Genomic DNA, 24,622 nt, shown 5'->3' with positions numbered 1-24,622 from the left:
ATAAATAAACAAAAGGTATAAACATATTTGTTAAAACAATCCTTGATACGAAATCAAACCAATGGCGATTACGGCTAAGATTAAACCTATTTTATTAAGTAAGGTAAATTTCTCTTGAAAGAAAATAAAGGCCACCAATGCCGAACCTACAATTACACCAATGTTATAAATCGGTAAGACGAATGCACCATTATTTTGATAAGCATCCAATGCTTTTAACAAGTAATAGAAAGATAAAAAGTTAGGAATACCTAAAGGAACAGCCGCTACCAAACTCTTAAACACCAATTTTTCTTTTCCTTGAATTATTCTAATTCCTAAAACGATTCCTCCAATCAAAACAGAACCCACTAAAATGGTCAACGTAAAAGGAATTGTCGTTCCTGATGCCGTTACGTACTTGGCATTCAAATAATTGAAAGTTGTATTCGTAATGCCGTACATTACAAATACTGCAATTGGTAATAGCCAATCTATATTTTCTTTTTTGTTACTGCTATCACTTTCGCTCTTTTTAAAAGTACTCAGCACTACAGCTACGATGGCTAATATCAATCCTAAATAATTTAAAGTATCAAAACTGCTACTCATTTTCAAAACAACTAAACTGAAAATGACTGGAACTACCAACGACATATTGTTTGCCAAAGAGGTCATCGCCATACCAATACGTTGCGTAGAAATACCTGAAAGCATAAAAGTAATGACAAAACCTACTCCCAAAAGCATCGCTAAAAGTGTTGAGGTTTCAGATAAGTCTAAACTAAAATGCTGATTTTCTGGCAAGAACAACAATCCTGTAATGATACAAATTGGATAATTGAGAATGATAGTCTGAAAAGTATTGACGCCAAATCGTGGATGTAGTCGAAAATTGATTAACAATAAAACCGAGAAGATGATACTGAGTAATAAATCTATCATATCGAAGAATGGTTAAATGCTTTTAAAGTTGATGAGTTCTTAATCCTAATTATTCAAATTTAAGCATTGTAATATTATGTTTAAACAAATATTCCCGAATTCAGGGATGAAAACTATCATTTCCTAAATTCGGGAATACAAATTATTCAAATAAGCTATTATTAAGCTTTTTTAACCAAGTCTTCTAATAAATCAACCCACATCGGTGAGTTATTTAAGCTTTCTACTAATTGCCAATGTTGTCCGCCAAATTCTTCAAACATTTCACGGTACTCTTCACCGATTTCGATAGTTGTTTCTAAACAATCTGCTACAAAAGCTGGTGAGAAAACTAAAATTTTCTTTTTGCCCTGCGCTGCCAATTCTTTAATCACAACATCAGTATAAGGCTGAACCCAAGGGTCGCTTCCTAATCTTGACTGAAAAGTAGTCGTATAAGTACCTTCTTTCAAGCCCAATTCTTTTACTAATAATCGAGTCGTTTCATGACATTGCGCTCTGTAACAATGTTGATTCATTGAGTGAATAGTATCGCAACATGAACCGAACTTACAAGTATTTCCAGTACAATCTCCTTTGGTAATTTGGCGCTGTGGTAAGCCATGATAACTAAACATGAAGTAATCGTAATCTTGTTTAGCCATATAATTACGAGCCGCCGTTGCGAAGTACTCTATAAATTTAGGATGATCGTAAAAAGTATTAACAAAACTTATTTCAGGAATAATTTGCCATTCTTTTACAATGCGCATGGTTTTTTCATAGACCGAACCTGTACTTGCAGAAGCATATTGTGGAAAAAACGGTACTACAATAATTTTCTTATAGCCCGATTTTTTAAAGAATTCTAATCCAGCATCCATACTTGGACTTTGATAACGCATTGCCAACTTCACATCATAGTCTTCGCCCAATTGTGCTTGCAACATTTTCTCAATGTCTTCCCCGTAAAACTTCAATGGCGAGCCTCTTTCTGTCCAAAGTTCTTTATATACTTTAGCCGATTTAGGTGCTCTGAATGGCGCAATGATAAGATTCACTAACATCCATCTAAAAGCATAAGGAATATCGATTACTCTTCCATCCATTAAAAATTCACGTAAATATTTACGGACATCTGGCGTATTTGGCGAATCTGGAGTACCCAAATTAACAATTAATACACCTGTTTTAAGTTTCGTTGCTACTGGTTTTTCAGACAACACTTGTGGTTCTTGTACTTGCATTGTAATAATTTATGTTTCTATTATTTACGCAAAAAATCGCTAAAGAGATTGTTTAAAGACAACATTCAAAGTGCAAATTTGTTTGATTTTAATGTTTCTACCGCTTTTTTGTGAATTTTATTTTAAGAAACATCTAGTTTAATCCTTCCAACCTACTGGTTTGGAAGGTGTTCTGTATAAATTATCTAAACACTCTACGTACTCATTACATACTCTTGTACCTGCTGGACATGAATATACTTCTCCTTGAAGTTTCACATAGGCTGGTCGTTCTCCTTCTGGAATTCCAACAGATCGGTCGATATAAAACACTTTTTTTCTTACTGAATGTACATCAAAAACGCCAAGGATTTTTTCGCTAGGATTGGTTACAGATTTAATATTATAGCTAAAACGTGTTTCCGCAGGAACATCAAATAATGTCCCGTTATTTTGTGTCTGTGCAACAAGTCCTTGATAATAATTATAAACACTTTTAGTAATAGAACGCTGTTCAAATTGAAGATAATAAGGTGTTGTATCATCAAAAGGTACTCTCGCTACTTGTTTGCCAGTTATTCTTTGTCCATTTAAGTATGAATCAGAAAAAATGTTAAGTGCCGTTGAAAAAGTAATATCCCAACAGGTTCTATCGCATTTATAATTCAGCGTCACATCGGTAGGTTGTGGCGGGAACATACACGTTTTTTTAGCAAAATCATAATATCCATTGGTGCATGTTTCACAAATAAAAGCTTTTTGGTAATGTTTCCAGAACCATTGGTAATTATCTCCAAGATTGGGTGAATCCTGAAAATCTACATAAATATTAAAACCTCCACGACGAGCATCGCCTTTTACATAATTATCCATTATTTCAAATTTTGTAATCAGGTTTTCAATTTCAGGTACTGGTCGCATGGTTTCGGGCGAAGAAACATACTTTTTTCCATCGCTGGTTTCAATTGTTAGCTTGTAAGTACCACCTACTCTTCCTGCAAATGTTTCAGACGTTTGATAATTGCCCGTTCCTTTTGGGTCAGTTAAGTTTTCTATTAAGCCTTTTTCGTCTGTAAAATATACTTTCGCTTTCAATATTGGCTGAAAACTTCCTCCTGTAAGTTTGTTGGACGACATATACAATTTCACTTTATGCAAACCAGGTTGGTCTGATAAAGTTGCTTCAACCGAGAAAAAACTGTTAGTTGATACTTGTTCAAAATCAGTGATTGGTGTGATGCACGAAATCACCAAAGCACATATTAATAAGGTTAATATCGGAAATCTAGTTTTCATGATAAATCTATTTTCAGCCTTTCTGACGGAAAGGAATGGAAGTCTTATTTATAAAAATTTAAAATTGTAGGTCAATGATACCAATGGATTGGCAAATACACTTAATTCATAAGGTTTTAAACCATTCCCTACAGGTTTGAAGAAAACGGAGTAAGGATTTTTTCTTCCATAAAGATTATAAATCGTAAAAGTCCAACTTCCCTCCCATCGCTTTTCTTTTAAACTAGGATTGGTAATCGTCCAAGAAAAATCTAAGCGATGATAATCAGCCATTCTATCATTATTACGAGCTTCATACACAGGATATTTCTTGTTGTCTAACTGAAAAAAACCAGAAGGTGACGAAAACGGGCGACCAGTATTATAAGCAAACGTAAATGAAAAACTATGGTGAATAGTTGGCTGAATATTCATCATGATATTCAAACTATGTGGTTTATCATAATTTGAAGCATACCAATTTCCATCTGAAATTTGTTGAAGTTCAGGAAAATCACCTCTTACTTGTTGCAAAGAACGAGCATAAGTATAACTCATCCAGCCACTCAGTTCTCCTCTTTTTTTAGTAACCATCAATTCTAAACCGTAAGCTCTTCCTTTTCCAGCAATCAATTGCGTTTCTATGGCTTTACTTAATTGCAAGTTGGCACCAGAAATATAATCTACTACGTTTTGAGTAGAGCGAAAATAAGTTTCAGCCGACAACTCCCAAATATTATCTTTAAAAGTTTTGAACACTCCTAGCGAAGCAAAATCACTTACTTGAGGTTTGATATATTCATCTGAAGTTTTCCAACGAGCCGTCGGTAAAGGCGTAGTATTATTCGATAACAACTGTATAAATTGTTGCATTCTGTTATACCCTAATTTCAAGGTACTGTTTTCACCCAAAGAGTATTTTATGGCTAAACGAGGCTCAAAACCACCATAGGTTTTTTCGACAGCACCACTTGAAATGGTTTCTTCACCAATTTGCGAAGAAATCGTTCTAGGTTCATTATCCAAGTATTTTCTTACTGTTGTTGGTCCAAAACTCAAATATTGTGCATAACGAATACCAGCCTGAATGGTTAGTTTTTCATTGGCTTTGTATTCATCATCCACAAACAACCCTAATTCTAACGATTGTTCTCTTGGTAAAAGCACCGTCGAAATTCTTGAACTTATATTCTCGTTCAGCTTTCCGGGCGAAATCTGATAATTAATTCCACTTACACCGAAGTTAATTTTATGTTTTTCGTCTGGATTATAATCAAAATTGACCTTCAAACTTTTGTAGTCTATATTATTTCGTAAATCAATTCTGTTCACACTATCTGGTGCATACGTTTTAGTTTTATAATTACTCAAAACTCCGACCACATCCAAACTCATTTTAGTATTAAAATAATGACTCCATCTTGATGAAAAATTCAAATGTCCGTAATCAAACTGTGTTTGTTTGGCTACCACATTTTCTAAACTAAATAATGAATCTACTTGATAAAAATCCTTGCTTACATAAGTTGAAAACGAAAAGGTATTATTCTTATTCGGTCTGAAAAATACTTTAGTGGCTAAATCATAGAAATTCGCACGAGTGTTCCGCATGTTATCAGGACCAATCCATTTAAACCAAAAGTCATTAAACGATAATCTTCCAGCAACCACGACCGATAGTTTTTCTTTAATAATAGGAATCTCGGCCATTGCTCTGTTAGAAACAAAACCTATCCCGCCCGAAAGTTTAAATTTCTCTAAACTTGGGTCAGTCATTTTTATATCTAAAATAGAAGCCGTTCTACCCCCAAATCTTGAAGGAATACTTCCTTTATAAAGTTCTAATTCACGAATAGCATCCGAAGCAAAAACTGAAAATAAACCAAACAAATGAGTTGGGTTAAAAATAGGAGCATCATCAATATAAATTAAATTTTGGTCGATATTTCCACCTCGCACATTGACACCATTTGACCCCTCACCAACTGACGACACCCCTGGCAAAGTTTGTAAAGAACGCATAATATCTACTTCACCCATCATTGCGGGCAATTTTTTAATACCTTTAATACTTAACAGCGTTACGCCTAAGGACGGTGTTTGGATACTTTTTCGAGTAGCTTGGCTAGAAACAATTACTTCCTCCAAGGTTTTTGACACATCGTCGAGTGCTAGGTCAAAGGTCATATTTCCTTTTAGCGCTACTTTGGTTCGATAAGGTTTATAGCCGACATGACTAAACTTAATCACATAATCGCCTTTGGGCAAGTAAACATTATACCTCCCCGTTGTATCTGTAATAATGCCTGATTTCCTAAAATCTAAGAAAATCGTTACTCCGACGATAGGCTCACCTGTTTTGGAATCTGTTATTTTCCCGGTTAAAAGAGGCAGTTTAAATTCTGCATTTTGGGCAACAATTTGTGTAGGCAATGTTATGTAAGTGCAACAAAAAAGTAAACACTTCATTGAAAGTATTCGTAAAAATTGTTTCATAGTTTAGTTTAAAAATAGTCTGAGTTCAAAAGGGTTAGCCCATTTTACAAAGAACGGCATTTTAACGCTAATCTATGGCATGTCCTACCTAAATAACTATCAATATAGTACTATAAAAAAGACGAAATGTATAAAAATCAAGATAAAACATCGAAATAATAGCGTCGAAATCAAATCCTGCCCGACTTGTTTCAACGCTATATTAATCAATCTGTACTCTATCTTGATTAATTATACTTGAACCGTTAAGCTGATAATTTATTTAGATGCTGCAAACTTAGAAAAATTAAAACCATCAATCAAATCAATAAATATTATTTAGAAATAGATAAAAACTATTAATAAGCCCAATTACTAAGTGAAAAAAGGATTTTTTTAAGAAGAAAGCACAAAAAGACCGAGATTTTATAGAAGCGAAGAATAGTGAATCCCCAAAAAGTATAACATTTAAGCACTAAATGTTAAGCATTTCATGGAATTGTGAAATTTGTTCCCTAATTTTGCACCTGAAAAATAAGTAATTTATTAATCAAAGAAATCTGTAAACAACGCTAGAGTATTTATTAATATTGTAAGCCTTTAATAATTAATCTCTAATAGTCATTTAACTAATTCTTTCTTAGTAGATTAAATACTATTCCAAATTCAAAATCACAAAACAAACTTATTATAATGGCATCAGTCAGACCAGATGAAGTATCAGCCATTTTGAGAGAACAACTCTCAGGAGCAAAATCAGAGGCTGAACTTCAAGAAGTAGGTACCGTATTACAAATCGGTGATGGTGTAGCCCGTATTTACGGACTATCGAAAGTACAGGCGGGTGAATTACTCGTTTTTGATAACGGCTTAAAAGCCCTAGCGCTGAACCTTGAAGAAGATAACGTAGGTGCGGTATTATTAGGGGATTCATCTGAAATCAAAGAAGGAGATACTGTAAAACGTACGGACGAAATCGCATCTATTAAAGTGGGCGACGGTATCTGCGGTCGTGTTGTAAACACACTTGGCGAGCCTATTGATGGTAATGGACCAATCACAGGTGATTTGTACGATATGCCTTTGGAACGTAAAGCTCCGGGTGTAATCTTCCGTCAACCTGTAACTGAACCCCTTCAAACAGGTATCAAAGCGATTGATGCGATGATTCCAGTAGGTCGTGGACAACGTGAATTGGTAATCGGTGACCGTCAGACAGGTAAAACTACTGTTTGTATCGACACTATCATTAACCAAAAAGAGTATTTTGACGCAGGAAATCCAGTTTACTGTATTTATGTTGCTTGTGGTCAGAAAGCTTCTACTATCAAACAAATCGAACAAACTCTTCGCAAAGCGGGTGCGATGGACTATACTGTGATTGTTGCCGCTGGTTCTTCTGACCCAGCTCCAATGCAGTTCTTTGCTCCATTTACTGGTGCTGCTATCGGTGAATTCTTCCGTGATACTGGTCGTGCAGCTTTAGTTATCTATGATGACTTATCTAAACAAGCAGTTTCTTACCGTGAAGTTTCATTGTTACTTCGTCGTCCTCCAGGACGTGAAGCATACCCTGGTGACGTTTTCTATCTTCACTCTCGTTTATTAGAGCGTGCTGCTAAGATTAACTCATCTGATGAAATTGCTCGTAGCATGAACGATTTACCTGAATCTATCAAGCATTTGGTAAAAGGTGGTGGTTCATTAACAGCTCTTCCAATCATCGAAACACAAGCGGGTGACGTTTCTGCCTATATTCCTACAAACGTAATCTCTATTACGGATGGACAGATTTTCTTGGAATCTAACCTTTTCAACGCAGGTATTCGTCCAGCTATCAACGTAGGTATTTCGGTATCACGTGTGGGTGGTAACGCTCAAATCAAGTCGATGAAAAAAGTAGCAGGTACTTTAAAGCTTGACCAAGCGCAATTCCGTGAATTGGAAGCATTTGCTAAATTTGGTTCTGACTTAGATGCTGCAACGAAATTGACTATCGAACGTGGTCGTCGTAACCTTGAAATGTTGAAGCAACCAAACGGTGCTCCTCAACGTGTTGAAGAACAAATCGCTATGATTTTCCTTTCAACTAAAGGTCTTCTTGATACTGTAGCTGTAAGTAAAGTTCGTGAATTCGAAAAAGATTTCATCAACGTAATGAACGCTACTCAAAAATCAACGATGGATGCTTTGAAAGCAGGAAAATATGATGATTCTTTGACAGATGTCTTGACTAAAGTATCGAAAGAAGTAGCGCCGAAATATGCGTAAAAAATAATTTTCAATTTTGAATGATAGAATGATAGTGATTTTACAATTTCAATTAACTCACTATCATTCATTCATTCTATCATTCATTTATTAGAAAAGAGAATGGCTTCATTAAAAGAAGTAAGAAACCGAATAGTATCGGTAAACTCAACTCAGCAGATTACCAAAGCCATGAAAATGGTGTCGGCGGCAAAACTTCGCCGTGCGACAGACGCAATCACTCAGATGCGTCCCTATTCAAAAAAATTAACTGAAATGATTGCTACCGTTTCTGCAAATGCAGAAGGTGCAAAAGAAAACCCATACACTATCGTTCGTAATATCAATAAAGTATTAGTTATTGTTGTTACTTCAGACCGTGGTTTATGTGGTGCTTTCAATGCCAATGTTGGTAAAGCAGCAGTAAGCTTAATCGCTGAAAAATATGCTGAACAACAAGCGGCTGGAAATGTTGAAATTATGGCACTTGGCAAAAAAGGTGGTGAATACCTTTCTCGCCGTGGATATAACGTAAACACTCAATATGCTGATATTTTCACAAAATTAAGCTTTGCTAATGTTCGTATTGCTGCAGAAGCAGCTATGAAAGGTTTTGAAGAAGGTAAATACGATGTTGTTGAATTGGTTTATAACGAATTCAAAAACGTTGCTACTCAAATCTTAAAAACAGAACAAGTAATGCCTATCGTTGAGAAAAAAGACGAAAAAGTAAAAGCATCTTCTGTTGATTATATTTTTGAACCTTCTGAAGAAGAAATTATCAATGAATTGATTCCTAAAGCATTGAAATTGCAAATCTTCAAAGCAGTTCTTGAATCAAATGCTTCTGAGCATGGTGCTAGAATGACAGCAATGGATAAAGCAACAGACAATGCTGGTGAATTATTGAAAGAATTGAAATTACAATACAACCGTTCACGTCAGGCAGCTATTACTAACGAAATCCTTGAAATCGTTGGTGGTGCAGAAGCTTTGGCAGCGGCATAATATTATATGTTTCTTCAAAAAACTCATTCTCAAAAGGAATGAGTTTTTTGTTTTTATACCAATCCACGATAAAGTATTTTATTGAGCTATCAATATTTACTGTTTATCGAAATTTTATGTACTTAACAAAAAGCTAAAGTATTCTTGAAAAAACTCTACTTATATTTGTAGCTTACATCATAACAAATTTTCTTCTCATGAAAAATTTTATTATTTCAATTCTAGCAATTTTTACTTTAAATACTTCATTAAATGCTCAGGGAATTAAAACCCCAGCACCAAGTCCAACGCAAACGATTAAACAAGATTTTGCTTTATCAAGTATCGAGATTACCTATTCAAGACCAAACATTAAAGGCAGAGTAGTTTTCGGAGATTTAGCCCCTTTTGGCAAACTTTGGAGAACTGGTGCTAATGCTGCAACAAGAGTAACTTTTGGCGAAGATGTAAAAGTAGGTGGCGTAGCGTTAAAAGCTGGTACTTATGTTTTATACACTATTCCAAACAAAGAAGAATGGGAAGTTATCTTTAACAAAGGCATTAATAACTGGGGAATTGATGGTTACAAAGCTGAAGAAGACCTTGCTAAATTCAAAGTAAAACCTAATGCTTTAGCGAAATCTGTTGAAACATTTACTATCGAAATTGCGAATGTTAACCCTTCATCAGCAGAGATTGAAATCAGTTGGGAAAAAACATCAGTTTCTATTCCTGTAACGGCTGATATTGATGGTAAAATCTCGAAAGCTATCGAAACTGCTATGACAGTTGATAGCCGTCCGTACTTTCAAGCAGCAAGTTATTATTTTGAAACAGGTAAAGATTTGAACAAAGCTTTAGCTTGGGCTGATAAAGCGATTGAACAAACGCCTAAAGCATTTTGGATTATGCACTTAAAAGCAAAAATTCAAGCAAAATTAGGGAATAAGACTGTAGCCATTGAAACTGCAAAAAAATCTATCGAATTAGCAAAAGAAGCCAATAATATGGATTATGTAGCGTTAAATGAAAAGTTAATTGCTTCAATGAAGTAATTCTCATTGAATTCTTTTTTAAACCTGTAAGTGTATCTGGCACTTACAGGTTTTTTTGTTTATAATGTTATAGAAATCAGAAAATAATGATACCTTTGCAGGACTAATTTTAAACGATTCTTTCAGAATCCAGTAAACATGAAGCTAAGACAAATTTTCTGCTAATTCCCTTTCTCGGCTCTGCAAAATCCAGTCTTCATGGATATTGCCCTCCGAAAGGGCAGTAATTTCAAATCATTCATTTCCTGTTTAGATGTTTTAATTTCTGGAAGATAAAATCAATTGTGTATCTTTAAAATACTCAATCAGATTAATCTTAGCCTTAGAAATCCTAACAAAGCAAGCAAGATAAACGTCCTATAAAACAATGTCAATTTAAGATAAGGCTCGCAACATTTCTTATGAATATTTTACCCTTACCAACAGATGAGTCTGTGAAAGAGTAAAGAACCTATCTTGTGTTCTTTAATATTCATGAAAAAGTCTGAATTTATTTAGACTTCTGAATAACATTCCAATATTGATTATCAAGATATTATGCATACTACAGAAGAAGTAAAAGAGACAGCCGTATTGGTGGCTGTACAAACACAAAAACAAACAGCAGAACAAACCAAAGAATATTTAGATGAATTAGCTTTCTTGGCTGATACTTCACAAATCAATACGCTATATACTTTCACACAAAAATTAGAAAAACCTGATACTCGTACTTACGTTGGAAAAGGTAAAATGCAAGACATCATCGCTTATGTAGTAGATAATGATGTTGACATGGTGATTTTTGATGATGATCTTTCGCCCGTTCAAATCAGAAATATTGAAACGGAATTTGCGAAGTTCCAACATGAAGTAAAAATCCTAGATCGTAGTTTATTGATTCTGAATATTTTTGCGATGCGTGCTAAAACCGTTCAAGCAAAAACTCAAGTTGAATTGGCACAACAACAATATATTTTGCCAAGATTAACTAGAATGTGGACCCACCTTTCTAAACAACGTGGTGGTGTGGGTATGCGTGGACCCGGTGAAAAAGAATTAGAAACTGACCGTCGTATTGCCAACGATAGAATTGTTTTCTTGAAAGAAAAGCTCAAGCAAATCGATAAACAAGCTTTTACTCAACGTAAAAACCGTGATAGAATGGTGCGTGTTTCCTTAGTAGGTTATACAAACGTTGGTAAATCTACTTTGATGCGTAGATTAGCAAAAGCAGAAGTATTTGCTGAAAACAAACTCTTCGCAACGGTTGATGCTACAGTAAGAAAAGTAACTTTTGATACGATTCCGTTCTTACTTTCAGATACGGTAGGCTTCATCAGAAAATTACCAACGATGTTGATTGAATCGTTCAAATCGACCTTAGATGAAGTTCGTGAAGCAGATATTTTATTACACGTCGTTGATATTTCGCATCCAAATTATGAAGAGCATATCGAAGTAGTAAACTCGACGCTTACAGAAATTGGTGCTTCCGACAAGCCAACGATTTTAGTCTTCAATAAAATTGATTTATTCTCTTCAGAAGAAATCGTGATTAATGACTGGGAAATTGGTTCTGGTAATGAACCCGAAAATCAACAAAGTAGGATTGAAAAAGTAACCGCTTTCTTGAAGAATTCTTACATGAATAATCCTCAGCCTCAAACGGTTTTCATTTCTGCTGAACAAAAAGAAAATATCGAAGAACTCAGAGAAACAATTGTAAAGGCTGTCAAGGAAAAACATATTCTTATTTTCCCAAATTGGTTGAATGAAGTACATTATCCAACCGAAGAACTTGAAGAGGAAGAAGAGTAAAGCGAATATTAATCGCTTACCTTGATTATTAAAGAGTTTTTAGAGAAATTTGTAATGACGGAGCTTTCAAGAAATAAATTCTTGGAAGCTCAACAAAGACGCCATAGTTCAACGGATAGAATAGACGTTTCCTAAACGTTTGATGCGGGTTCGATTCCCACTGGTGTCACTAGAGTGATGAGTTGTGAATGATGAATTGTGAATTTAATAGATATTTTAATTAGGTATCATAAAAGTATTCTAGCAATATTTAAAACAGCGACCTAGGTTTACTCAGCATTCATTCTAAACTCAAAACTCATTCACGTACAAAGTTTTACCGACTAATTTCATACAATTTGAAAACCATTTCAATCGCTCTGTGTACATACAATGGATCTAAATTTTTAAGAGAACAACTCCAAAGTATTGTCAATCAAAAGCTTCTGCCGAATGAAATTATTATCACGGACGATTGCTCTACTGATAACACAGAAAGTATTGTGAATGAATTTAAAAGCTCTCTCAATATTACTTTTATCAGGAATATTGAACCGCTGAAAGTTGCTAAAAACTTCGAAAAAGCCATTTCTCTTTGTACTAGCGATATCATTACTCCTTGCGACCAAGATGATATTTGGCATCCTGACAAATTATCGACTATCCACAATTTTTTTGAAGAAAACCCCACAAAACTTGCTGTTTTCTCTGATGCAACATTGGTTGATAAACATGGAAAAGATTTAGGACAACGCTTTTGGCAAAAAGTGCGTCTTGCTACTCCACAAATTGAAGCTTGGAAACAAGATAAAGCTTTAGATATTACGCTTCATGGCAACAGAGTAGCTGGTTGTATGTTAGCTTTTAGAAAAGAATTACTCTCATTTACGCAACCTTTTCCTACTTTTCGTCCACCAATGATTCATGACGGTTGGCTTACTTTGGTTGCTTGTATGTTTAATGGTATTGGGTTAATTGAAAAACCTTTAATTTCCTATCGTCAGCACGAAGCACAGCAAGTAGGAACAAGAGCTGTTGAAGGTGGAAAGGTTTTGACCTTGAAAGAACGATTGGCTCGTCCAAGAGCTGAGAAAATTGCGCCTTTTCTTCAAAAACGAGATGAATATATTTATTTAAAAACCATATTATCAACCTATTTAAAAGCAACTAATAATCCAATCATCCATAATAATTTCAAAAAAATTGATGCAATTATTGCTTTTTATGAAACTAGGGCTCAACTTTCGGTTTTTCATCTAGCTAGACTTTTTCCTGTGATGAAATTATTGTTTGCTGGTGCTTATCATCGTTATAAAGATCAAGAAGCTTCTTGGAAAGCACCTTATATTGCTGCTTTAGGAGATGTATTGGAGTAAAGAAAAATTCTTTTATGAAATTAATATATACCGTTTGTACTGCTAGTTATTTATATCAAGCTTTTTCGCTGGGTGATTCTATCAAAAAGACAAATCCTGATTATGAATTAATCATTTGTCTTACCGATAAAATGCCTGAGGTTAATTTCCCAATTCCATACAAAATACTTCCTGTAGAAAGTATCAACTTTCCTGCTTTAGAAGAGTATAGTCAAAAATTTAGCATCATCGAATTGGCTTGTGCTTTCAAACCTATTTTTGCCTTTTATTTGCTAAAAAGTTATCCTTCTTTAGAAAAATTGATTTATCTGGATACAGATATTTATCTATATGATTCACTTGTTGGCATTGAAAAAAATCTTGACGAACATGATATTATTTTAACACCACATATCACGAAAGCCATTCCTCTTTCTGAACGTTGGAACGAAAAACAATACTTAAATGCAGGTTTGTACAATGCGGGTTTCATAGCTTTCAAGCGTACTGAAAATTCTTTGAAGTTTTTAGATTGGTGGCAAACGCATTTAAACAAATATGGTTATCTCGACTATTGTAAAGGCATGGGAGCCGACCAACTTTGTTTGAATTTTGTACCTGTCTTTTACGAAAAAGTATTGGTAGATTATAATCCTTCGCTCAATATAGCTTATTGGAATTTACAGGAGCGTGAATTAAGTTTCGTTGATGGAAAGTACTTCGTGAACCAAAATACGCCATTGGTTTTCTTTCATTTTAGTGGTTACAATCCAGATAAACCAACATTAATTTCTAAGCATTTTAAATTACCAAAAAATAGAAGCCAGAAGGCTTTGAAGCAAATTATTAAAGAATATAGAACGGAATTAATCAAAAATCATTTTATCGATTTAAAAGGGATTATTCCAGCTTATGGCATTTATACTATTCCTCCAAAAGAAAAACATCCCATCGTAAAATTCATTGAAAAGTCTGCTTGGAAGGTGATTAATTATGTAGAAAACTATTAAGGTTTTCTACATAATTAATATTTAGATAGCTACTTTTATTTAGTTTTTTCGCCCTCTTTGATATTATCTACAACTTGACAAGCAGCAACAACAAATCAACAGAATAGTATAACGAGTTGATAAGCTTAGTCCTATAACTCATTGTCTTGAAGACTGTTAATAATGAGTTATTGATGTAAAAGCTTGGTAACAAAAAACAAAACAATGCTCATAAAAAACTCAGTGTCTCTAATCATAAAAAGAAACACTGAGTAAGCACTTTCAACCTTTAACATTTATTGAGCAAACCTATATAATACATCTGAAAATACCTTTTTAGGGTTAGAACCTACGCCTGCTACTTTGATGGCATATTGTGTACCCGCTACTAAATCTTCAAACAAAAACGTTTTGGCAGTTGATGACTCTACTTGCCATATACTATCTTCCGTTACAGGAGCTTTGGTAATCTCAAAAAGATACGACTTCGCCCTTCTATTTTATCAACACTTGCATACAAACTAGCGGCTAATGGTCCGTTTTCAACCTTAAAATTACTTGGCTTAGCCAAGATACCAATCGGAGTTCTGCTTTTTTGAATTTCAAAACCTGAACCCAGTGCAATTAATTCACTACCATTACAATTGGCTTGTACGTACAAACCCAATAAACCCAGTTGTTTTTCCAAGTCTTTACGAGCAAGGTTTTTTCTGAGTGTTGCTTGCTTACCTCCTAATTCATTTGCCGACAATGCTTCTACGTAAGCATTTCTGCTTGCTGTAATTTCCGCTAAAGTTGGAATGGGATTAGGAAAATCTGCGTTTCCTGTTAAACTGTCGATAATCGCTTGGCTCTTGGTGTCGATATCATCATCTCTGAGCCGTGAAAAACTAATAATCACTTTTACAGTGGACATATTGGTGGGGATTAAATAGTTGTAAATTCTTAATCTTATAATAGGAATACTTGCACAAATCATCAAAAAAGATGAGTCTCTCTCAGCTTTCTAAAATTAATAAATTTTCTTTTTCAAAAACAAGTAGGCTTTATATTTTTTTCAAAAAACTTATTATACGGTAAAATTTGAATTATTTGAAGCCATTTTGATGTAACTCAACAAGTATTTTTTGTTGACTACCAAAAGAAATTTAACACTAATAATCTATTAATGACCACATTAATAGATTCATAACAACACTGCATCAGACTTTTGTAAGTCAACAAAACAATTTTGTAAGCTTACAATGAAATTTTGTAAGTCAACAAAAAAGTTTTGTAAGCTTACAATAGAATTTTGTAAGTCAACAAAAAAGTTTTGTAAGCTTACAATGAAATTTTGTAAGTCAACAAAAAAGCTTTGTAAGCTTACAATGAAATTTTGTAAGTCAACAAAAAAGTTTTGTAAGCTTACAATAGAATTTTGTAAGTCAACAAAAAAGTTTTGTAAACAAACAAAATTGCTATGTAGCTCAGCTCAAAAAGTTTTGAAACTTAAGAAAAAGCCTCAAAAATTGCTTTTTTTGCCTTATAGGAAGGAATATATTATTTAAAGGATAACTTAGGAATTTATCTACCTTTATTTTAATTTGGACTTATCTTTAAAAAGATGAGCATGAGAAATATGAGAGTTTAATAGAACTACTAATTGATGAGGTTGTTAAGTTAAGATTATAGATAAACAAATACTAACTAGGGGAGATATATGAAAAAAAATAAATATAAAATGGATAAAGATAACTTTAGATTATTTTATCAAATCCAGTATGACAGAATAGATAAGCTTGAAACTAAAAGGGAAAACTTCTGCAATTTTGTATTGACATTGAGTTCTGTAATTATAGTATTTTCTTTAAATGAAGATAATAGATTACCGAAGTACACTAATTATTTAATTGTTCTTATTTGTATTATAAATTTAGCAGCAATCATCTTTATAAATAAAACCCGTCCATTTATTAAAATGCATCAAAAACGTGCAGATTTAGCTAGTAAAAGCAATGAAAATTCATTCAACAAAATAAAAAATAAAATTGGTAAGGCAAATAGTAATCAAGATTACCTAAATAGAAATAACATTTACACTTGCATTCATATTTGTTTACTCTTATTTATGATTACTCTTTTAGCATTAGAAAACAATTGGTTTTGTTCATTGATGATAAAAAGTTAACCGTTTTAACTGTGATTGTTATTTCCTATTAGATAAGTGTCATTTTAGTAACAAATGATACTTAAAAGTTAACTAATTGATAAATTTAGTTTTACAACTCAATATCTATAGTTTATTAATCAAGAATAGCTAACTTAAATCACACCATAATAAACTTAAAAATGAAAAATACACTTATACTCTTCAACCTATGTTTTATTACATTATTATTCTCAAATAATGTTCTATCACAAAAAGGAGACACTATCAGAATCATAGATATTAAATCATTTATGGAATCTTTAAAAGACGTAAATCCAGATACGCTAGTGTATATGGCTAGTCAATATCCTGCTACATTTCATGAAGGGATGGATTCTCTGAATAGGTATGTAAAACAACATGTATTTAAACATTTTGTAGGCTCTGTTAGCAAAGATGTAATGATACTTTGTTCTGTTATTATCGAAAAAAATGGATGTATCTCAGCAATACAGATTTTGCCAAATAATAATGCTGATAAGAGTTTAGAAAGTTCTGTGATAAATGCACTATATGCCTCTCCAGAATGGTTTCCTGCTTCACAAGATGGAAAAAAACTAAGGTTTAAAAGAATATTAGCATTTAGATTTCCTTAGTTTGCTTTTACAAGATGAGCAAATGAAGGGTTGATGAGTTTGGATTGATAGCTCATTACCTTTAGATAAAAATTCATCAGCAAGGACGGTAAAAGCGAAAATTATTTGATAAATCAAGATTTAGACAAAGGATAAGTTTAAACTTTATTTTTAAAAAAAAAATATCTTAACTGTTAGTTTAGTCCTCTAGATAATAAAATATAGAAATGAATTGATATGTAAACCATATATATTATAAAATATGAAAGAGAAAGATTTTGACTACATTATAGAATTTGAAAATGAAAGTTCAGTTTTGGATTTTAAAGCTACGCAATATCGAAAAGAAAAACATGTCGATTTGATTAAAGACATAATTGCAATGGCAAATGTTAATAACAAAGAAGATAAATTTATTATTGTTGGAGTAAATTTAAAATCAAATGGAGAAAGAGATATTTTAGGTATTAGCGATGAGTTTGTTGATGATGCAATTTATCAACAATTAGTTAATAAGAATGTTGAACCTGAGATAAATTTCAGCTATTATCCTTATAAATATCAATCTGTAATGGTAGGGATATTTCATATTCATAATAATATTAATCCTCCTTACATGCTTAAAAAAAATCATAAAACATTAAATGAAGGTGATTCTTTTATTCGCAAAGGTTCTTCCCAAGAAAGAATAACAAGAAAAGATATAGATTTATTTTATTCGCAAAAATTTGCTCAAAAAGATTTTAGTAAAAATGTAAATTTAGTATTTAAAGATTCTGAAGATAAGAAAATATTTATACCTGTATTATCTGATTTAGAATACCCTTCGGATAATGCCAGAAATCAAATCCTTAAAATTATAAAAGAAAAAGAAGAAGTGTTAAAAAAAACAAAAGACGAAAACTTTCCTTCACTAGCTTTTTTATATTCAAATAGTTACAAACCCATATTAGGACTAGATTCTTATAAAAATAGAAGTATTTCTACATTAAATGAAAATTTACTCAATCTGAAAAAGGATTACAAGAACAGTGATTTATATTATCAATTTGAGACAAAGGCAAATCAAATCAATTTGACTATTATAAATAGCAGTAATGAATATATTGAGGATGCTTCTATAGAAGTATATATAAAAAAATCTGATGGTTTAATCGTAGCAAATACCATTTATTCAGCCCCGTCTGCGAGTAGTAGTTGGGGACAACTCCCTTATGATATGGATGTTGAACCATTATGGGACAAATTCAATTATCCCTCAGTTAAGGAAACAAATGAAAACTATATAATAGTTGAAGATTTAGATGTCATCAAACATCATGTACCAAAAGATGCCTTTAAAGTCCCTATTCGTCTTTTTGTAAGTGATGAATATACAAACGACAAGATTACATTAAAAGCTAAAATCTTTGGAAAAAATTTATATCAACCATTAGAATATGAATTAGATATAATTATAAGCAAATAAATTAGTTATCTAGTTCTTTGTAATTTTCTAAAAGACGTTACCAGTCAATCGTAAAAGAATTCTTTCCAAAGGTTCAAATAGTTGTAACACATAATGAAAATAATTTCAATAAATATAGTAACAATTATTCTTTTTAATATCTCTGCTTTTAGTCAAACTGCTGAACTTTTTGACACTTCTAACACGACTATTATTGATAATGATATTTGGGAAGTTTCAGTTGATAAAAACGGAACCAAATATTTGGGAACCATAAAGTTTGGTTTAGTTAAGTTTAAGAATGGTAAATTTACTAATCTAAATAAAAACAATTCAGTCATCAAAGGAGAAGCGGTAACACCAATATTTACAGATTCTAAGGGAAATATTTGGCTAAAATATTCAAATCCAGTTTCTGAAATTGCCAAATTTGATGGAAAGAAGTGGACAGTCTTCACAACAAAAGAAATCCCCACATCTAATATATCAGCAATAGCCTTTGCTGAAGATAAAAATGGTAATATTTATTTTGGGGGAGAAAATGGAGTCTTTTGTTACAATAAAGTTCTCTGGTCAAAAGTTCAAATTCCAGAAAAAGGAATTACAGTAAGGGCAATGGACATAAATAAAAATGGTGAAATTGCAATAGGACATAATTCAGGACTTATAATTTATTCAAATGGGAATTGGAAATCTTATTATGTTGAAAACTCTGAACTACAACTTTCTGTAGTAAGAGCCGTAAAATATAATAATAATAAATTATTTATTGGCTATGGGGGTGGAATTGGAAATGGGGGGTTCTCCATCTTAGAAAATGATAAATGGACTCATTTCAATAAATTGAATTCAAAAGTGCCTGATCATATGGTTAGAGATATTGAAGTTGATAAAAATGGTACTATATGGATGGCAACAAATAATGGATTGATTAAAATGTCCAATAATTTAATTGAACCTCTATTTTTTAGAGAAGGAATACATAATAACAATATTTGGGATATTGCAACCGAAGGAAATACTATTTGGATTGCAACAAATTTTGGACTAATTAAAATGACACAATAAGTTCTTAATTTGTAGTCGCTTTCTCGCTCTTTGTTATGTTCTGAAACACATATAGAACCAATGATAAAAAACCTAAATATTTTGCAAAACACAATCAAAAAAGTATTAATACAAAATCCCGAAGGGATGACAGGATTATAGAAAATACATTTATACAAAACAATAACTCCAAAGGAGTGATACAACTGAGATTTGTAGATTGTTTAATCTATTTGTTTACGTTCAAAATATTTTTTTATGTTATAGAATACATCATATCACGCTTTCAGGGTTCTGTTAAAGACGTTTCTATTATTGCTATAATAATGACATCCCTTCGGGATTTATGTTTTTAAAGTACATACTAATAGACATTCTTTTGAAGTACTCTTATTACTATTTCTATATAAACAAGAGTATAATAAAGACTTATACCAAAGAAAATAACGTTTATTTAAGTTCTAAATCCATTTAACGAATTCTATAATATATGATACACATTTTTATTACAACTCTTGTTGTACTCATCTGCTGGACTTTCTCATATTATAATTGGAAAAGCATCCAAAAGAGTAATCACTTCTGGATTTCATTTAGCTTCTATGTAGTTTTTGCTATTTGTTTTTTTTACACTATGTGGGGCATGTATTTTTATTTACAAAATGAAAATGGAAAATCTTTCACTGTAGGAGTTTTTGCTTTAGAACTTGCTCTATTAGAGCGGTCTATTGGCTTTGCATTATTTAGTTGGATACTTAAAAAAATAGCTTCAAAAAAGTTTAATTGAATTTCCCTTTCGTTTATGTTTTTGACAAGTTTTGCTTAGACCAACAAGGGCGAAAAAACAGTAAAACCCAAGCTTTATGATTTGTCATGCTGAACAAATCACAAAACTTGGGTTTATTTTTATGGGTTGGGAATTATAAAATAGTTCTACTCAGTACTTTTAAATTCAATCGCCGACACTGACATTACAATTTGTGAATCTTTTGCTTTATCATTTTTAAATACAAAATACACATCATGTTGTCCTGAGTTTGCTGGAACTGCAATTTTTAATGAATTAGGAGCTGGTCTCGCTGGTGGAGTTGTTGCTGCAACTTGTCCATTTGTAGAAGCTGTCGTTGTTGGAGGAGGTCCCATTCTCACTTCACGAGGTTCAATCGTTTCACTTTTACCGATTAAAGCACCTGTTGGTGAATCTAATCTCAATTCCACAAAACCACCTGATGCTCCTACTCTTGTTTGTGCTTGTGCGGTTAATTCTACCTGAGCAATTTCGTTTAAATCAATGTTTTTGTAGCCTAAGTAAGCATTATTTCCAACTAATGAAAATGAACGCATTGGTGTAATGGTCAATTGAGTTCCTTTAGCTTTATCTGCCAATTCAGGATTCAATTTGGCATTTCTCAATACAATAAGGTCTTCAGATGCCAAAGATTTCATTACTTTCGTGCCTTTATCTTTATAAGCTGCACGCAAGATATATGAACCATTTTCTTTTTTACCTTCTGGAATTTTAGTCATATATGAACCATTGGTAGGCAATGAAGTAGCCGTTTTAGGTTCGTTAATATTCAGAATGTATTCAACAATAATATTTGCTTCTGCCTGTGAAATCTGAGGGTGAGCCGCCATCATGTGGTCGCCCCAAACTCCGCCACCACCTGCAATTACTTTTTTAGAAAGATAATCTAATGCTTTTGTATCACCTTTATATTTCTTTGCTACATCTTGATAACTTGGACCAACAGATTTTTTATCAATCATGTGGCAAGATTTACAGTCGCTTTTATTCATCATTCTTTCGCCCATTGAAGCAAAAGCTGAGGCATCAACGCCACGATGATTTTGAGAAGCTTCGATTTTATCATAACCAATTGCTAAATAATCAATACTTACTGCTACTTGGTCGGGTTTGATTTTTCCATTTTTCAAATCTCCGTCTTCTTTGTCCGCTACTTTTACTTCGTACTCAATCGCTTTGTTCGGGAAGTAAAAAGTTTTGTTTCCTTTTTTAATATCAAAAGCCACCGCAGGCGATTCATTCCCTACTTTTACTTCTAAAGATTCACTGTTTTCTTCACCTTTAGTATCTTTTACCGTAAGTGTTACATTGTAAGTACCTGCTTTATCAAAAGTTACACTTGGGTTTTCTGTTCTTAGAACTCTTTTGCCAGCTTTGCTTTTAATTTCCCATAAATAAGTCAATTTATCACCGTCATAGTCGATTGTTCCTTTTGAAGAGAAATTTACTTTTAATGGAGCTGCTCCCGTCAAATTATTAGCCGAAGCTACAACTTTCGGCATACGATTTCCGCCATTGTATTCTACTTTTACTAAACGAGCATTATCGTTTCCTCTGAACCAAGCCGAACCATATTCTAAAACATACAAATCACCATCTGGAGCAAAATCCATATCAATCGCACTACCGAAATCAGTACTCGGCATAAAACGCTCCATAGATTTAAAATCTCCCTTTTCATCCATTGTCACAGACATAATCCAGCCACGCATGAAATCAGTAATCAACCATTTTCCTTCATAATAACTTGGAAAAACTCTTTGTCCATTCGGGAAATCAGCTTTACGAAATACTGGGCCACCAGTAGCACTTCTTCCTGAACTTCCAACCAAAGGAAAATCTTCAGAAATACCATAAGGATACCAAATAAAGGCTTTTTGTGCAGGAGGTAATTGTTTTAAACCTGTGTTGTTCGGAGAATCGTTGATTGGATTGGCAGGGTCATATTTTGAATTTGGACGAGCTTTTTTCGTTTCAAAATCCCAGTCTGTATAAACTTTATTATCCCCAATGAAGTATGGCCAACCAAAGTTGCTTGCTTTTTTAGCTTGGTTAAATTCATCATAACCTCTTGGGCCTTGCTCGCCATCGTTAGAAGCATCAGGACCTACTTCTCCCCAATATAAATAACCTGTTTTGCTATCAATGGTTGGTCTCCACGGATTACGATGTCCCATCGTATAAATTTCTTTTTTCACCAAACCATCACCATTGTTGGGCAAAGTTTCATATAAATTTCCTTTGGGAATCGTGTAAGAAGCATCAGGCTGTGGCGTAATTCTTAGGATTTTACCTGTTAAACTATTGGTATTTCCTGCACCACGTTGGTCATCCCAATACTCCCAGCCTTTACGTTCGTCAAGGTTGGCATAACCATCCGAACCACTGTTTGAAGTATTGTTTCCTACTGTCAAGAACAAGTTTCCTGATTTATCAAAAACCATTCCTCCACCTGTATGGCAACATTCTTCTCTTTGTGTTGGTACTTCTAAAATAACTTTTTTAGAACTTTCTACCAATTCTTCGCCTTTCAATTCCCAACGAGCTAATACATGTTGCGTTTTGTTTGGGTCGGCATAGTACATATAAATCCAATGATTTTTCTCAAAATTTGGGTCGTGAACTAAACCCATTAAGCCTTCTTCGGCTTCACGTTTTTGTCCTTTAGCATTGGTGTACTTGGTATTCACAGGAATCGTCGCTAAAGTTTTGATAGCTCCAGTATTGGGGTCAAATTGTTTTAAAGCACCTTTTCGCTCAACAAACAATACTCTTCCGTCTTTCAAGAGTGTCATTTCCATCGGTTCGTCAAGCTTATCTGCTAAAACGACTTTAGTAAATCTGTTTTCTTCTGGAGCATTTTGGGCGAAAGAAAGATGAGAGAAAAGCGAGCTAAAAAGCAAAGCCGATACGGTTATTTTTATGCTTTTGGATAATAAAGATATATTCATTATGCAATTTTTAAATAGTTAAATATGTCGGCAAATTGCAAAATAAACTTAGAATAATATTAGAAATTCGACAGATGGGGGTATTTGTTCGATTGCTTGCTTTATCTGTGGGATATATAGTAGGGGTAGTTTTGGCGACAGATGAAAAACACCTACAAGGGTTGGATTTTATCAAAGTCCTAATTTATCCATAAGAGGTTTTTCGTAATCTCCATCTTCTGCAGGATACCTTAGAACATTATTGAATTTCCCAGACTTTTTTGCTAAAGCCCAAATTAAGCTTTCACCTGCTGGAATATTGTCAATCTCTGTTTGAAAAATTGTGTCTTGATAAGCCTTATCTGCATCAATTACTTCCCAACCATTATCCTTAAAATGTTGAATTAGGTCATCCAGAAATAATGCACCTGCTAAATTATGGTGTAAGAGCATCACATGATTGATATGTCTATTAGTCATTTGATATGAAAGCGAATCATAAAAAATGGCTCTATTGAAGAGATGTTGTTTGTAAAACTCTCTAAAGCCTGTAATATCTGCCTTAGGATTTTCTTTAAGTCTTTTAACTAATCGGCTGTCAACATACCAATCAGAAGCATCAATTGTTACGTGTCCATTTTTATAGCCTTTTTCTTGTAAGAACTGCCTAAAGCCATTAACCTTTTCGGGTGTATTACCTTCTTTCAAGTAAGGGAATCTAAAATAAGGCAAGTAGTTTGAATACTTACTTATGATAGCATCATTTTGGGTAAGTTCTAGCTTAAAACTTGCGAGGCTAATGCTTTTACTGTTGAAATTTGGATGAGAAATGGTATGGTTAGCAATGAAATGCCCAGCATTGTTCCACGATGATAATACATATTTACCTTTAGTAGTAGATTTATTACCTCCTGCCGAAAACAGAATTGCTTTCAGCTTATGCTTTTTCAAATTATCAAGCAATTGTTGATTCCACACTTCTAATTTATATGAGCCGATATCATCGATAGAACCATCATCAAAAGTAAATGATATAGTTGGCTTAGCGTTAACTTGTCCAACAGCGTTCTTAGGGGAACATATTATTAATCCCAAAATCGTTAATACGCCAAAAGTTAGTTTTGTATAAATGTGTTTGTTCATGGATATTGGTAAAGTCTCATTCGCTTTTGATAATATTTTGAAAGACATCTCAAGGATGTCAAGTCAAAGTAAAGATAAAAAGTATTTGCAATTCTATGACAAATTTTCGACATGCTTAGCTGAACATAAACAAAAAGTATTAATATACAATTCCGAAGGAATGATAGGATTATAGAAAACACATTTG

17 protein-coding genes and 1 tRNA gene are annotated in these 24,622 nt (G+C 33.2%); 11 read left to right on the top strand and 7 right to left on the bottom strand.

The genetic code is table 11. The features are described from left to right. Nucleotides 1–30 precede the first annotated feature (30 nt). The 4 genes from VB798_RS15800 to VB798_RS15785 all read right to left on the bottom strand — a co-directional run bounded on the left by VB798_RS15800 (nt 31) and on the right by VB798_RS15785 (nt 5,837). Nucleotides 31–924, bottom strand: coding sequence for an EamA/RhaT family transporter (locus VB798_RS15800; RefSeq protein WP_323260023.1), 894 nt, complete (start codon nt 922–924; stop codon nt 31–33). Between the two features lie 161 nt (nt 925–1,085). Continuing rightward, a complete protein-coding gene (gene hemH, locus VB798_RS15795) occupies nt 1,086–2,150 on the bottom strand; it encodes a ferrochelatase (protein ID WP_323260021.1) in 1,065 nt (354 codons plus the stop codon). Nucleotides 2,151–2,288: 138 nt separating this feature from the next. Further along, nucleotides 2,289–3,425 (bottom strand): DUF4249 domain-containing protein, encoded by a 1,137-nt coding sequence (locus VB798_RS15790; RefSeq protein ID WP_323260018.1) that lies wholly within the window; start codon nt 3,423–3,425, stop codon nt 2,289–2,291. A gap of 48 nt (nt 3,426–3,473) precedes the next feature. Then, a complete protein-coding gene (locus VB798_RS15785; RefSeq protein ID WP_323260016.1) occupies nt 3,474–5,837 on the bottom strand; it encodes a TonB-dependent receptor in 2,364 nt (787 codons plus the stop codon). 735 nt (nt 5,838–6,572) lie between these two features. On the opposite strand from VB798_RS15785, the gene atpA reads away from it, so the two are divergent. From atpA to VB798_RS15750, 7 genes are all read left to right on the top strand, one after another. Continuing rightward, nucleotides 6,573–8,150 carry a F0F1 ATP synthase subunit alpha gene (atpA, locus tag VB798_RS15780; RefSeq protein WP_323260014.1) on the top strand — a complete coding sequence of 526 codons (1,578 nt, stop codon included), beginning with the start codon at nt 6,573–6,575 and terminating at the stop codon, nt 8,148–8,150. Nucleotides 8,151–8,252: 102 nt separating this feature from the next. Continuing rightward, a complete protein-coding gene (gene atpG, locus VB798_RS15775) occupies nt 8,253–9,137 on the top strand; it encodes an ATP synthase F1 subunit gamma (protein ID WP_323260013.1) in 885 nt (294 codons plus the stop codon). A 197-nt stretch (nt 9,138–9,334) separates the two neighbouring features. Next, on the top strand, nt 9,335–10,171 hold the full coding sequence (locus VB798_RS15770; protein WP_323260011.1) for a DUF2911 domain-containing protein: 837 nt from the start codon (nt 9,335–9,337) through the stop codon (nt 10,169–10,171). Nucleotides 10,172–10,708: 537 nt separating this feature from the next. Then, on the top strand, nt 10,709–11,971 hold the full coding sequence (gene hflX, locus VB798_RS15765; protein ID WP_323260009.1) for a GTPase HflX: 1,263 nt from the start codon (nt 10,709–10,711) through the stop codon (nt 11,969–11,971). Nucleotides 11,972–12,068: 97 nt separating this feature from the next. Further along, nucleotides 12,069–12,140, top strand: a tRNA-Arg gene (locus tag VB798_RS15760). A gap of 169 nt (nt 12,141–12,309) precedes the next feature. Beyond that, nucleotides 12,310–13,326, top strand: a complete 1,017-nt coding sequence (locus VB798_RS15755) for a glycosyltransferase family 2 protein (protein ID WP_323260007.1) — start codon at nt 12,310–12,312, stop codon at nt 13,324–13,326. 14 nt (nt 13,327–13,340) lie between these two features. Next, nucleotides 13,341–14,315 carry a hypothetical protein gene (locus tag VB798_RS15750; protein ID WP_323260005.1) on the top strand — a complete coding sequence of 325 codons (975 nt, stop codon included), beginning with the start codon at nt 13,341–13,343 and terminating at the stop codon, nt 14,313–14,315. Between the two features lie 430 nt (nt 14,316–14,745). On the opposite strand, the gene VB798_RS15745 is transcribed toward VB798_RS15750, so the two are convergent. Then, complete coding sequence (locus VB798_RS15745) at nt 14,746–15,210, bottom strand: hypothetical protein (RefSeq protein ID WP_323260003.1); 465 nt, start codon at nt 15,208–15,210, stop codon at nt 14,746–14,748. 786 nt (nt 15,211–15,996) lie between these two features. Between VB798_RS15745 and VB798_RS15740 the strand changes: the two genes are divergently transcribed. The 4 genes from VB798_RS15740 to VB798_RS15725 all read left to right on the top strand — a co-directional run bounded on the left by VB798_RS15740 (nt 15,997) and on the right by VB798_RS15725 (nt 19,575). After that, complete coding sequence (locus VB798_RS15740) at nt 15,997–16,464, top strand: hypothetical protein (RefSeq protein WP_323260001.1); 468 nt, start codon at nt 15,997–15,999, stop codon at nt 16,462–16,464. A 161-nt stretch (nt 16,465–16,625) separates the two neighbouring features. Continuing rightward, the gene (locus VB798_RS15735; protein WP_323259999.1) at nt 16,626–17,081 is read left to right on the top strand and encodes a hypothetical protein; all 456 of its coding nucleotides are present in this window, start codon (nt 16,626–16,628) and stop codon (nt 17,079–17,081) included. 241 nt (nt 17,082–17,322) lie between these two features. Then, nucleotides 17,323–18,528, top strand: coding sequence for an ATP-binding protein (locus VB798_RS15730; protein ID WP_323259997.1), 1,206 nt, complete (start codon nt 17,323–17,325; stop codon nt 18,526–18,528). Nucleotides 18,529–18,621: 93 nt separating this feature from the next. Further along, a complete protein-coding gene (locus VB798_RS15725; protein WP_323259996.1) occupies nt 18,622–19,575 on the top strand; it encodes a two-component regulator propeller domain-containing protein in 954 nt (317 codons plus the stop codon). Between the two features lie 912 nt (nt 19,576–20,487). Here the strand turns inward: VB798_RS15725 and VB798_RS15720 are convergent. Both VB798_RS15720 and VB798_RS15715 read right to left on the bottom strand, forming a co-directional pair. Next, nucleotides 20,488–23,313, bottom strand: a complete 2,826-nt coding sequence (locus tag VB798_RS15720; protein WP_323259994.1) for a PQQ-dependent sugar dehydrogenase — start codon at nt 23,311–23,313, stop codon at nt 20,488–20,490. A 171-nt stretch (nt 23,314–23,484) separates the two neighbouring features. Beyond that, on the bottom strand, nt 23,485–24,435 hold the full coding sequence (locus VB798_RS15715; RefSeq protein ID WP_323259992.1) for a polysaccharide deacetylase family protein: 951 nt from the start codon (nt 24,433–24,435) through the stop codon (nt 23,485–23,487). Between the last annotated feature and the right edge of the window lie 187 nt (nt 24,436–24,622).

This window comes from Arcicella lustrica, assembly GCF_034930985.1.
Classification (GTDB): domain Bacteria; phylum Bacteroidota; class Bacteroidia; order Cytophagales; family Spirosomataceae; genus Arcicella; species Arcicella lustrica.
This window is presented reverse-complemented; position numbering and strand designations above follow the sequence as displayed.